We start from the raw sequence: 13,050 nt of genomic DNA on the forward strand, positions 1-13,050 counted from the left end.
CTAAGCGAACATACATAGTTCAGAGATTGCTTCGTTCCTCGCAATGACGTTTTGATCATGATTCAAAAGGTCTTTCAAAAATTCAAACGCCCCAAAGTATACATTCCCTCGGCTATCATGCTTATTGCCTTAATAGCCTTTTGGTTCTGTTTACCTAAGCCACTATTCAACAGCCCTACATCGTATGTAATTGATGATGAAAAAGGCGAGCTGTTAGGCGCGGCCATCGCAGCCGACGGGCAATGGCGCTTTCCGTATGATGAGGTGGTGCCTGATAAATTCAAACAATGCATTATCACCTTTGAAGACAAGCGCTTTATGAGCCACCCGGGAGTTGATGCATTAGCGTTTGGCCGTGCCATCAGGCAAAACATAAAGGCCGGGCGGGTTAGTAGCGGCGGCAGTACTATTACCATGCAGGTGATCAGGCTGGCAACGCATCACAAGCGCAACATTGGCAATAAATTGCTGGAGATGTTGATGGCCTTACGTTTAGATCTTACCTATAGTAAAAACGAGATATTGGGTTTGTATGCCAGTAATGCCCCTTTTGGAGGCAACGTAATTGGATTAAATGCAGCATCATGGCGATACTTTGGCCGTAATCCCGATAAACTTTCGTGGGGCGAAATGGCTGCCATGGCCGTGTTGCCTAACTCGCCATCGCTGGTGCATCCGGGTAAAAACCGACAAACTTTACTTAAAAAGCGCAACTTGTTGTTAGATAAGCTTTACGCGCAGCATATTATCGACAAAAGCACAGCCGATTTATCTAAACTTGAACCCATGCCCGATAAGCCTTTACCGTTGCCCCAACAAGCCCCTCACCTGTTGGAACGGTTTAAGGCACAGTATCGGCACAAAGGCGAAACCGGCACACGTATAAAAACCACCTTAAAAGCCGAATTACAGCAGCAGGTGGCCGAAATATTGGAGCGCCATCACAGGGTGTTAAAAGCCAACCAGATCAATAACATTGCAGCGGTGGTACTGGATGTAGAAACCGGCGCAGCTTTGGTTTATGCAGGTAACATTTTCCACCCCGAAGATGCTAGTTTGGAGAGCAGTGTTGATGTGGTGAACGCGCCGCGCAGTCCGGGTAGCACGCTGAAGCCGCTTTTGTACGCATCCATGCTGCATGATGGCTTTATTTTGCCTAACACGCTTATTCCCGATATTCCTACGCAAATTGCCGGTTATCACCCCGAAAACTTTGATTTGGGTTACGATGGCGCCGTGCCGGCATCCCGCGCGCTGGCACGGTCGCTAAACGTGCCCGCCGTAAAAATGCTGCAAAAGTATAAGTACGAACGCTTTTACGAAGTGCTGAAAAAAACCGGCATCACCACCTTGAATCAACCTCCCGATCATTACGGATTATCGCTGATTTTGGGCGGATCGGAAAATACGCTTTGGGAATTGACCGGTGCTTACGCAAGTATGGCAAGGGTACTTAATCATTATAACCAAACCAACCGTTACAGTAGTTTTGATTATCATTCGCCAGTTTATCAATCCTCAACAACAGCTTCCAAGCCCGACGAAAAAAACGGCTTGCTGGATGCGGCATCCATTTATTACACTTTTCAGGCGATGGAAGAAGTGATGCGACCAGGCGAGGAAATGCTTTGGCAACAGTTCACCTCCACCCAGCGCGTAGCCTGGAAAACGGGCACCAGCTTTGGTTTCAGGGATGGATGGGCCATTGGCGTAACGCCCAAATACGTGGTTGGAGTTTGGGTAGGCAATACCACCGGCGAGGGCAGGCCAAACCTTACCGGTATTGGTACGGCAGCGCCGGTACTGTTCGATATTTTCAGGCTGTTGCCGGTTACCCGTAACTGGTTTAAAGAACCCGACCAGTCCATGGTTAAAATTTCGGTATGCAGTGAGAGCGGTTTTCGTGCGGGCGAATACTGTGACCATGCACAGGACATGTGGGTGCCGGTAGGCGGACTAAAATCGCCGGTATGCCCATACCACCGTTTGGTACATTTGGATGCCACAGGAAAATGGCAGGTAACGGCCGATTGCGAATTGCCGGACCGGATAGTACACGCCAAATGGTTTGTGCTACCGCCGTCGATGGAGTATTACTACAAAGCCCGAAACTACCGTTATAAACCACTCCCACCGTTTAGAGATGGTTGTGGTATTTCCGAAAAAACAAACCCTATGGAGGTGATTTACCCTAAGGATGATGCAAAAGTATACATCCCCATTGAGGCTGATGGTACCCGCGGCCGGATGGTTTGCAATGCGGCGCACAGCCAGCCACGGGCAAAAATTTTCTGGCATTTGGATGATCGGTATCTTGGACAAACACAGGACATGCACCAGATGGCCGTTGATGCTTCGGCAGGTAAGCACCTGTTAACCTTGGTTGATGGTGAAGGAAACACGGTAAAAGTGAGGTTTACGGTTTTGGATAAGGAGAAGAAAGAGTAAATAATTCCCTTTCAATTAGCACCTTTTACAGGTGCTACCCTCTCTAAAAAACGTTCTACCGCATAAGTTGACAATTGCCCGCCTGGTCCATTTAAATGATGATCAAACCCATGCGTGGCCCAAGGCAATTTTAGCCAGTAATGAGGAATATGATACTGTTGTAGCTTATCGCTTAATCGCCGGCTATGGTCGTAAGCAACCAAGGGGTCGTTTGCGCCATGAATAATTAGCGTAGGCACAGTTTGAGCGTTTACAAACTCAACCGGCGAGCTGGCTTTATAATTTTGCGGCACCTGCGGGTAATATCCGCCCAAATAATTAGCCATCACCCGGCGCGAATCCATCACCAGCTTGGGAGCAGGCAGCGAGTACCCCCATACCATGTCGGCCGGGCCATAAAAATCGATCACACCTTTTATTCCGGGCTCTTTTAGCGTGTAAGCCGCCAATAAAGCAATTTGTGCTCCGGCCGACCGGCCTACCAAAACAAAGTTGTTGGTGTCGATGCGCAGTTCATCGGCATGCTTTTTTAAGTAAATTAACGCGGCACGCACATCTTCAACAGGTGCCGGATTGTGCCATTTGGGAGCCAACCTATAATTAATACTGGCAACCTGGTAGCCTTTACCAGCCAAAACAGTATTCAGTTCGGGTAATTGCTGGCTATCGCCGCTGCTCCATGAGCCGCCGTGTATTACAATAACGCAAGGGCGTTTAACCTTTGTTTGGGCCGCGTAAAAGTCGAGCGTAAGGCTGATATCGGGATAATTTGCGTAAGTAAATGTTTTATAATTTAATGTAGCATCTTTTTGAAATAGCTTTGAAAATGTGAAGGGCTCTACTCTGTGGTCAGTTTGTAAATTCAACTCTTTTTCGATGTTTGACGGAAGTTGACGGGATATTAAATATGCCCTGATAATTGGTGACATGAACATTCCCAAAGCCAATATACCGGTAAATGTGCCTACTATATTGTATTTCGATTTAATAAGCCCACCGCTTGTTAATATCACCAACGTGGCGGCTATAAAAAGCAAACCGTACTCGCCCACCATAACCGCCAATAACCATAAATAATAGGCAGGCGCACTAATAAGCATAAGCAACGAAGCCAGAAACAGTAAGAATAAAAATATTAAACGAGGCATAAGTTGCTAAAATGGCTAAATTGTTTGATAGTAATAAACAATGCTGTTACAACTTAGCGGCTGTTGAGTAAATTTCTTACATTTCGGTCTGTTAAACCCTGCTCCTGCATGAAAAAGTTATTGTTCGTTTCCCTATTAGGCTTACCGTTCATATCATCGGCACAAAAATTTACCAAGGCCGAAATAGCCCGTTACATTGACCAGGCCAAACAGGTAACCATTATACGCGATAATTGGGGAGTACCGCACATTTACGGTAAAACTGATGCCAACGTTGTTTTTGGCTTGATGTATGCGCAATGCGAGGAGAATTTTAAAGGGATAGAACGCAACTACCTGTACCAGTTAGGCAAACAGGCCGAAGTTGACGGCGAAAGCAACCTGTATACCGATGTGCAGTTGCAACTTATTGCCGATAGTGCCCAAGCTATTAAAGAATACAAAACCAGCGCACCAGCATTTAAAAAACTTATGGATGCCTTTGCCGATGGCATTAACTACTACCTGTATAAACACCCCGAAACCAAACCCCAGGTACTTAAACATTTTGAGCCGTGGTACGCCCTCATGTTTACCGATGGCAGCGTGGCGGCCACTATAACCGGCGGCATTACACTGAACGAAACCCGTAAGTTTTATGGTGATTCTACCGCGGCAAAATATGGTTCGGTACATGCCGACAAACCATTGAGCACTGAAGATCGCGTGTTTGACCGTGAGATAGGCTCAAACGGGTTTGCTATATCGCCTAAAAAATCAGCTTCGGGGTATGCTATGTTGTACATAAACCCGCATGTGCCTTTCTATTTCAGGTCGGAGGTACAATTGGTAAGCGAAGAGGGTTTGAATGCTTACGGTGCGGTAACCTGGGGACAGTTCTTTATTTATCAGGGATTTAACGCGCATTGCGGTTGGATGCACACCAGCAGTAATGCCGACGTAGCCGATGCCTATGCCGAAAAGATTATTAAGAAAGATAATAAATGGTTTTATGAATACGATGACAAACTTAAACCCATTACTCAACGTGAATTAGTCATCAATTGCAAAAAAGGCGACAAAATTGAACCCGTTAAAATAACCGGTTTTTATACCCATCATGGCCCCGTATTGGGTAGCCGCGATGGTAAATGGCTGGCCTTGAAAGCGAATAACCGCTCGTACGATGCCCTGTTAGAATCGTGGTTGATTACCAAGGCTAACACTTACGTCCAATATGTAAAGGCTATGGATATGCTGCAAAATGCCACTAATAATACTGTTTATGCCGATGACCAGGGCAATGCCGTGTTTTGGTATGGCAACTTTATGCCCAAGCGCAATCCTAAATTAGACTGGACTCAACCCGTTGATGGCACTACATCGGCCACCGAATGGAAAGGTCTGCACCCGCTTAGCGAGATAGTACAGGTACGCAATCCGGCTGGTGGGTGGATACAAAATTGCAATGCTACACCATTTGCATCAGCAGGTAAATATAGCCCCGAGGCGGCTAAATACCCTGCTTACATGGCTCCCGATGGGCAAAACTATCGTGGTATAAATGCCGTAAAGCTGTTGGACAACAACGAAAAACTCACCCTCGAGGGCATCATCGCCAAAGGTTACGACCGCTACCTGGCTGCTTTTGATGTGATACTGCCACCGCTGTTTAAAGCTTATGAACAACCGGGCATGGAATATAAAGGCAATATAACCAGCGCTTTAGACCTATTAAAGAAATGGGACCGCCGGGCATCGGTAAACTCTGCGGCTACCACTTTAGGTGTTGAGTACGGCACTTTGTTGTTTGCCATGCTACCCCGCGCGGCATCATCGGAAGCAGGTACGTACCAAACCGAACGGGTTGAAAACCTGCTCAAAACCATAAAACCCGAACAATTTATACAGCTTTTAAACGAAGCCACCGAAAACCTCACCAAGCGTTACGGTACCTGGAATATAGCCTGGGGAGAAGTTAACCGCTACCAGCGCCCTGCCGATGGGGTTAGCTTTGATGATAACCAACCCAGCTTGCCTGCTGCTTCGGTAGCGTCAACTTTCGGGCAGTTGCCATCGTATGTGAGCAGGCCCATGAATAATTCAAAAAAACGCTATGGTTACTCTGGCAACAGTTTTATGGCTGCTGTGGAGTTTGGGCCGAGGGTGCGCGCCAAATCATTAATTACCGGCGGACAATCACTCAACGCCTCATCCAAACACTTTACCGACCAAGCTCAAATGTACCTCGACGGACAGTTTAAAGATGTTTTATTTTACAAAAAAGACGTTTTAAAGCATGCCGAAGCCACTTATCACCCCGGCGAGGAAAAGCAATGATACGCCTCAATTTTTTCTTCTTAAAACCGCGAAATTACACGAAAAGTGCTCATTTTTCCATGATGTTTAATTTACTGTTTCATGAAACGTGTTGAACACTTGTAACGGATTGAACGATGACCCGTCCTGAAAAAAGTTTACACTTTGTGTGGTTAATACTGTTATTGATTTACACTTTAAAGGTACGTACTAAAATAAGTTTACACAACATCCGCATACTGTTGCTTTACCGGGTAGTAATTCTGCCACCTTCGTTTGATCGGCCCTGTCAGCCTGTGGGCTTGTTCAGGTGTCATCATATCCAGGCTACTGTGCGGGCGCAGGGTATTATAGATAATAACAGCCTGCCTGATGCTTTGCCTGGCACTGCTGATATCTGCGTATCTTTCCTGCAATAGTTCCATCTTGAGGATCCCGTTAACCCGTTCTGCAATGGCATTGTCGCGCGGGTTACCACTTTGCGTCATGCTGATAGAGATCCCATTTTGCTTTAATAACTCCGTATATGCCCCGCTGCAGTATTGTATGCCCCGGTCCGAATGATGCACCAGGGGATGGTTTCCTTCCCGTTGCTTCAGTGCCATCTTTAAAGCCTGCAGGCAATTGTCCGTAGAAAGGTCATGGCTCATTGAAAAGCCAATGACCTTTCGGCTGTAAGCATCTGTTACCAGGCTCAGATAGGCAAAGCCTTCCCCCATGCGGATATAGGTAATATCGCTCACCCAAAGCTGGCCCGGACGGTCTATAACCATCTCTTTTACCAGGTCCGGGTACTTCCTGAAGCGGTGGTAGGAAAACGTGGTGCGTGCATGACGGCGCTTCTGCCGCACCAGCAGCCCGCTTTCCCGTAACAACACAAAGAATGCATCACGGCCTATAGCCGGCTGCAGCAGTGAAAACAGCTTCCTCGTCCCTATACGGGGTTGCTCCCTGCGGTAAGCCAGTACCTGCTGGACGAGCTCTTCCTGGCCGAAGCTCCGACGTTCCGTTGCTTTTAAATACTGATAATAAGCTTGTGTGCTGTAACCAAGCAGTCCGCACAGTTCACGCAAGCCACGTGAATGTGCCGTTATACTTACTCCGACCGCCTGATGCCAGACTTTTTTCTGATGTTAGTGCCCAGCTCCTGATCTGCTATATCGATGATATTGTTCAACAGTTCGTTCCTTAAACGCTCCTTGCGCAGCAGCTCTCTGAGCTGTGCTACATCATCAGGCATGGACGTGTCCTGCTCTTCCTGGGTTTTTTTAATGGGGTGCTCTTTTTTCACAATTCGATGGATAGTAGCCGCAGAGGTACTATACTTTTTGGCTAAGCTACGAAAACTTAGCCCGTGCGTGATCCGGTCATGAAGGATCTTCGCTATCTGGCTCTTGTTCATGGTTACACTTTCTGTTTTTATTGTGTAAACCTTAGCCAGGACAAGTCACGAGTTCAACACCTTGAACACTGACAAGATGTGCAATTACCCAAGTTAAAAACCGGATTTAAAAATTGTGTAAAAAGCACATACTTCAACTTAAAGAAACAAAACAATTTGGAATATTATAAATAATATTACTAAGTTTAGTAACCAATTATTTACCGCTTATGTTACCGGGCAAAGTTCATTTGCTTTGCCTATGGTAACATCATTGGTCGCATTTATAATTTATATTATCAGGCTTATTTCAGGTATGCTGCAAGAGATTAATAATTATATCATAAACTTCGGCAAGCTGATTGACAATAGTTACTCGGGAATAACGCTGTTGAATAATAAACATAAGGTTATATACCGCAGCCCCTCGGCCGAGCGTATAACGGGTTGGGAAATATCCTCGCTGAGCAACCATTCCATAGATTACTTTGTACATGATGAGGATAAGCCCTTCATTAATAATCTTTTACATTATCTAAGCCATACTCCAGGTGCATCACAGCAATGCACATTCCGTTTAAAGCATGCGGGTGGGCATTATATATGGTTGGAGTGCACATTAACCAATATGCTTAACGAGCATGAGGTAAATGCCATCGTCTGCAATTTTATTGATGTTACAGAGAAAAAAGCTGCAGAGGAACTTTTAAAGAAAACCCTCCATGAATTATCAGCTTACAAAAAAGCGCTCGATGAGTCGTCCATCGTAGCCATAACCGACCAAAAGGGTATTATCAAGCACGTAAATCAAAACTTTTGCAACATATCCAAATACCCGGTGCAGGAATTACTCGGTCAGGACCACCGCATTATTAACTCCGGGTATCATGACAAGGCCTATATTAAAAACTTGTGGACTACCATTGCCAACGGTAACATTTGGAAAGGTGAATTGCGAAACAAGGCTAAAGACGGCTCCATATACTGGGTTGATACCAGCATAGTGCCGTTTTTAAACGCCGAAGGAAAACCTTACCAGTATGTAGCAATCCGCTCAGACATTACCCAGCGTAAGCTCAACGAAATAAAACTGAAGCACACTTCCGAAAGTTTGATCCATTTGCTCGAAACCATATCCGACGGGTATATCAGTCTTGATAAAAACCTTTGCTACACCTACGCCAACCAGCAAATAGGCCAAATACTGAATATTAACCCTGCTGACCTTATAGGAAAATGTATATGGAATGTGTTTCCGCAGGCTGTGAATTCAGACACCTATCATTCTATTAACAAGGCGCTTACTCAAAACGTGGAGGTAATTCATGAGGATTATTACGCACCTTTAAACCTATGGCACGAAAACCGCATATACCCTACCCCTGATGGCCTTTCGATATTTGTGCGCGATATTACCCAACGTAAAAAAGAAGAGCAGCACCTCAAGCTCCTCGAATCGGTGGTTACCAATACGTCCGACTCGGTTTTAATTACCTCAGCCGAGCCCTTGAAAGAACCCGGTCCGCAAATTATTTATATAAACGAGGCCTTTACCAAAATGACCGGCTACACTGCTGATGAAGTGATCGGCCGGTCGCCACGGTTTTTACAGGGGGCCAAAACCAGTCCTGATGAGACATTACGCATAGCCAATGCCATGCAAAAAGGCATCCCGGTAAATGCTACTTTACTTAATTACAAAAAAAACGGCGAAGAATTCTGGAATAGCTTTACCATTAGTCCGGTTAGTAATCAACAAGGGCAGATAACCCATTTTATTGCCATTGAGCGTGAGGTAACCCAATGGAAAAATAAGGAGCTGCAAAAAAATCTGCTGGCCGATATTAGCATGGCTTTTAACAAAGCTCAAAGCTTACCTCAAACACTGAATGCCATTTTACAAAAACTGGCAAACTTTGGCAACCTGTGGATGGCCGAAGCCTGGCTGGTAAGCGCCGATAAATCAAAAATAAATCTCGAAGCCAGTTATGCTGCCAATAACGCAGCCCATGAATTTTATAAGTACCACAACAATTTTAATAGCTTTAACAAAGATGAAGGATTACCGGGAAAAACCTGGCAGGCCCAACGCATACTGCACTGGCAGGAACTCGCTACCCACCCCGATTTTTTGCGCCGCGAAGCCGCTTTACAAACCGGTTTAAATATGGCTTACGGCGTTCCGCTGGTGACAGGTAATGATGTTATTGGCGTACTGGTTTTAGGGTTAAACCACGATAAGAGCCTTAATGCAGCTTATATGGGCTTTTTTGAAAAATTCGGCAGCCATTTATGCTTTGAAATTAAACGCAAGCAATTAGAAAATGAGCTAAACCAGATATTTAATTCGGCACCTGATGTAATTTGTATTATAGGGGCCAATCGCTCTTTTAAAACTGCTAACCCGGCTATGTGTACATTGTTGGAGTACAGCTACGATGAGATAATATCTAAACGGGTTGATGATCTTATTCATTCGGATGATTTAGAGCCAAGCAAAGCGCGTATACAGCACTTAATAAACAGCACCGATCTAACCTTATCTTATGAAAACCGGTATATCACCCGATCGGGTAAAATTAAATGGCTGTTATGGACGGCAACCAACAGTACCGAAAAAGACCGTATATTTTGCGTAGCCAAAGATATTACCGATAAAAAACAACTGGAAATTAACCGCATGCTGGCCAATAAGGCCGTTAATGATGCCTTAGAAGAAAAGCGTACTATTTTAGAAAGTATTGGCGACGGCTTTTTTGCACTCGACCGTAATTGGACCGTTACCTACTGGAATAAGATGGCAACCAAAGGCTTAGGAATGGACAAGGAGGCAGTAATAGGTAAAAACCTTTGGGATGCTTTCCCGGCGGCCAGGGGAACGAAATCATGGGACATGTATCATGAAGTAATGGCAACCGGCCGTGCCGTGCATTTTGAAGATTATTATTTACCGCTTGATGCCTGGTATGAGGTGAGTGCCTACCCCTCGACCGATGGTATTTCGGTTTACTTTAAAAACGTAACCGAGCGGGTTAATTACGTTAAAGCCATCGAAGCCAAAAACAAAAAGCTTACCGAAATATCATGGATGCAATCGCACGTTATAAGGGCCCCCCTATCGCGCATTATGGGTTTAGTGCAACTGGTACAATCAGTTGGGTTTAAAGACGAAGAAAGTGGTGAAATACTCAACTACCTTATCGAATCGGCCCATGAGCTGGATAATGTAATTAAAAATATTACCGATAAAACGCAGACGGATGAGTGATAATACTTGTTCTTTCCATACAATTTGCACATTAGAACACCCCCCATTCTTAACACTTTCTAATAACCTGTAAATTAGCTATTTACATCACTATTCTCAGGACAGAGCAGGATAGTTAATTTATGGTTAAATAATATTTTCGTTTACCAATTATAGAGTAAGCCGAAAATCTCAAGAGTAGGCAACAACACACCAACCAACTAAAAACCAATGAAAAAATTCTTTTCATTCAGGGCTTTGTTCCTGAAAGTGACGGCTATTGCCGTAATTGTAGCTATTGCAAGCTGTAAAAAAACCGACAAAGCCGAAACCAAGGACTCTCCTACTGAAACTGAAACCGCCAAACAAGTTGCGGCATCGCCCTACCCTAACGAGGTGCGGCAATCGGGCAGTAACTACATCTGGCGCATTAATAATGCCGATGTGGGCACCACTAACAGCCTGGCAACTGCCATTAATAACTGTATTGGTACCGGCAACCGCGAAGTACACGTAATTGTAGGCGGCACCTTATCATCGCAAATTAACCTGCAGCCCGGTTTAACCCTGTATTGCCATAACGTAATCTTTAATAAAAACCACACCGGGTACGGCTTTTTCAGAGACGGATCGGGCGGGATAAAGATTTACGATATGACGCTGAATAACAATACCAATATGGGTATACGCACCAGCCGGGCAAGCGATATTTACATACAAAATGTGAAGATATACGGCGGTAGCATAGGCATCCGTATTGACAGCCACCCAAGCCGCCCCTACGAGGAAGGACGCTGGGTTTACAATGTGCACATACAGGATTGTCGCTTTGAAAACGGCAGCAGTCATGGTTTAGAAACCTACTCCGTTGACGGCTTTAAAGCCTACGGCATAGTGGCCCGCAACATGGGCGAATGCGGCGTACTGCTCAACCAAACCAAAAACGGCACCATAGGCACCGTAACCGCCTACCGTTGCAGCTATGGTGGTGGATATGCAGGTTTACGCTATGCCAACAACTGCAGCAACATTACCGCCTCCATGCTCAACGCCGACCAATGCGGCCGCGGTTACTTTGTGCTTACCGGAAGCAACAACTGCCGCCTGAACAACTGCCGAATTACCGGCGCCACCAACATAGGCATCTGGTTAGAAAACGTAGTAAACTGCGCCGTAATAGCCGGCTGCAACAACAGCGGCACCGCCGTAACCGGTTCGGGCAGCTATGCTAATGTGAGCAATACTTGTAATTAAGATTTGATTTGATAATTGGTATAAAAGGAGGCGGTGTGAACTGTCTCCTTTTATTTTATGCTGCTTTTTGATGAAACTATATTTTGCGCTTGGGGGTGCACCAGCTTGGGGCTGAGTTTTGCCAATTTTTTATACATGGAAGTATTCGTTTGGATGTGGACCATTAACCATTCCTATTTCTTTATAAGGACACATAGGATCATCCATAGCTGCATTAAATAAAGCTTTATTGGGATGGTTTAATGTATTTCTTAAAGCATTTAGAATCAACTCAGTACTTTCGATAGCATAATTATAGTTAGCCGCACTAACCATCAACCAACCGTAAATTGGAATATCAATAGCAAATTTGTCGGGATCTAAGTTTTTTAAGAAGCTATCAACCAACGCTTTCAATTGATCAGGAGGCAAACTTATGCTATTATAGGAGGCTCTTAGTTTGTTCAAAATAAATACCTCTTTTGAAACCTGCGTAGGAAATTTGGAAACTAAGATGTGTAAAATAACACTATGCGGGTTATTTTTATAAATATCTAATAAGGCTGGGTAATAGCTTTCGTTAATGAATATTGTTTTTAAACGCTCCCCTACATTTGGAATTTCAGCAGGATTTTTTTTTATAAATTCAAGCAGGTATTTCAGTTCCTCCTCTTGAAGCCTTTTGTAAACATCGCTGATGCTGCTGTTAATATCTTCTTGAATTTTCCTAACATCTGCAAGGGCGTTATTTACATCGATTTCTGCCTGATTAATAGTTCCGCGAATTAAGGTAATATTGGTTAAAGCCTCATTAGCCTGCCGATTCGCTCGAGCTGCACGATTGCCAATAAAACCTACAACAATGGAAGCTATTGTTGCAATAATACTAATAACAATTGTTGAGACAGTCATACTATTAGATGCTGCGGAGGTTATAGCAGAGCTGCTCGCCAATTGATTGGCTACTGAAGCATTGGCCGAAACGTATAAATTACGGTGTGCGTTTAACTCGTATTCCAAAACATCAAAACGCTTCTGCAAAGTTTTCAGGCTATCAGAAGCTGTTGGCTTCTTAGCAAAACAGCTCAGGGAAAAGAAGGCTGACAAAAGTAATAAGGCAATTTTTTTCATAGCTAATTATACACTTTCTTTTAATAATTTGAAATACATAGCCAATATAAACGCCTTACAAAAACATCAATCCAATAAACTGTAGCAAAGCTTACAAAATACAAGCCTTCAGCATTATGAAATTTATAGTTACGGCTCATATGCTATAAATTTACAACATTGTA

The 13,050-nt window shown here is 44.4% G+C and carries 8 protein-coding genes; 4 read left to right on the forward strand and 4 right to left on the reverse strand.

What is annotated here, in order from left to right; all coding sequences use genetic code 11:
• Positions 1–57: 57 nt before the first annotated feature.
• Entirely contained in the window at positions 58–2,448 is a 2,391-nt protein-coding gene (gene pbpC / locus QE417_RS04280) for a penicillin-binding protein 1C (RefSeq protein WP_311947748.1), read from the forward strand.
• Between the two features lie 11 nt (positions 2,449–2,459).
• Here the strand turns inward: pbpC and QE417_RS04285 are convergent, their stop codons facing one another.
• The gene (locus QE417_RS04285; RefSeq protein WP_311947750.1) at positions 2,460–3,596 is read right to left on the reverse strand and encodes an alpha/beta hydrolase; all 1,137 of its coding nucleotides are present in this window, start codon (positions 3,594–3,596) and stop codon (positions 2,460–2,462) included.
• A 108-nt stretch (positions 3,597–3,704) separates the two neighbouring features.
• Here QE417_RS04285 and QE417_RS04290 point away from each other — a divergent pair, with 108 nt between their 5' ends.
• Positions 3,705–5,915 (forward strand): penicillin acylase family protein, encoded by a 2,211-nt coding sequence (locus QE417_RS04290; RefSeq protein WP_311947752.1) that lies wholly within the window; start codon positions 3,705–3,707, stop codon positions 5,913–5,915.
• 200 nt (positions 5,916–6,115) lie between these two features.
• Here QE417_RS04290 and QE417_RS04295 read toward each other — a convergent pair whose 3' ends face one another.
• Together QE417_RS04295 and QE417_RS04300 are read right to left on the reverse strand one after the other, a co-directional pair.
• Positions 6,116–6,988, reverse strand: a complete 873-nt coding sequence (locus tag QE417_RS04295) for an IS3 family transposase (protein WP_311954588.1) — start codon at positions 6,986–6,988, stop codon at positions 6,116–6,118.
• Positions 6,989–6,990: 2 nt separating this feature from the next.
• Positions 6,991–7,296, reverse strand: a complete 306-nt coding sequence (locus QE417_RS04300; RefSeq protein ID WP_311947754.1) for a hypothetical protein — start codon at positions 7,294–7,296, stop codon at positions 6,991–6,993.
• Between the two features lie 295 nt (positions 7,297–7,591).
• Between QE417_RS04300 and QE417_RS04305 the strand changes: the two genes are divergently transcribed.
• On the forward strand, positions 7,592–10,543 hold the full coding sequence (locus QE417_RS04305; protein ID WP_311947755.1) for a PAS domain S-box protein: 2,952 nt from the start codon (positions 7,592–7,594) through the stop codon (positions 10,541–10,543).
• A gap of 210 nt (positions 10,544–10,753) precedes the next feature.
• The gene (locus QE417_RS04310) at positions 10,754–11,776 is read left to right on the forward strand and encodes a right-handed parallel beta-helix repeat-containing protein (RefSeq protein WP_311947756.1); all 1,023 of its coding nucleotides are present in this window, start codon (positions 10,754–10,756) and stop codon (positions 11,774–11,776) included.
• Positions 11,777–11,905: 129 nt separating this feature from the next.
• Here the strand turns inward: QE417_RS04310 and QE417_RS04315 are convergent, their stop codons facing one another.
• Positions 11,906–12,886 (reverse strand): hypothetical protein, encoded by a 981-nt coding sequence (locus tag QE417_RS04315; protein WP_311947757.1) that lies wholly within the window; start codon positions 12,884–12,886, stop codon positions 11,906–11,908.
• Between the last annotated feature and the right edge of the window lie 164 nt (positions 12,887–13,050).

The organism is Mucilaginibacter terrae, from assembly GCF_031951985.1.
Classification (GTDB): domain Bacteria; phylum Bacteroidota; class Bacteroidia; order Sphingobacteriales; family Sphingobacteriaceae; genus Mucilaginibacter; species Mucilaginibacter terrae_A.

Excerpts from the sequence above, each read along its gene's own strand:
- pbpC (WP_311947748.1), top strand. The coding sequence starts at position 58 with ATGATTCAAAAGGTCTTTCAAAAATTCAAACGCCCCAAAGTATACATT.
- QE417_RS04285 (WP_311947750.1), bottom strand. The coding sequence starts at position 3,596 with ATGCCTCGTTTAATATTTTTATTCTTACTGTTTCTGGCTTCGTTGCTT.
- QE417_RS04290 (WP_311947752.1), top strand. The coding sequence starts at position 3,705 with ATGAAAAAGTTATTGTTCGTTTCCCTATTAGGCTTACCGTTCATATCA.
- QE417_RS04300 (WP_311947754.1), bottom strand. The coding sequence starts at position 7,296 with ATGAACAAGAGCCAGATAGCGAAGATCCTTCATGACCGGATCACGCAC.
- QE417_RS04305 (WP_311947755.1), top strand. The coding sequence starts at position 7,592 with ATGCTGCAAGAGATTAATAATTATATCATAAACTTCGGCAAGCTGATT.
- QE417_RS04310 (WP_311947756.1), top strand. The coding sequence starts at position 10,754 with ATGAAAAAATTCTTTTCATTCAGGGCTTTGTTCCTGAAAGTGACGGCT.
- QE417_RS04315 (WP_311947757.1), bottom strand. The coding sequence starts at position 12,886 with ATGAAAAAAATTGCCTTATTACTTTTGTCAGCCTTCTTTTCCCTGAGC.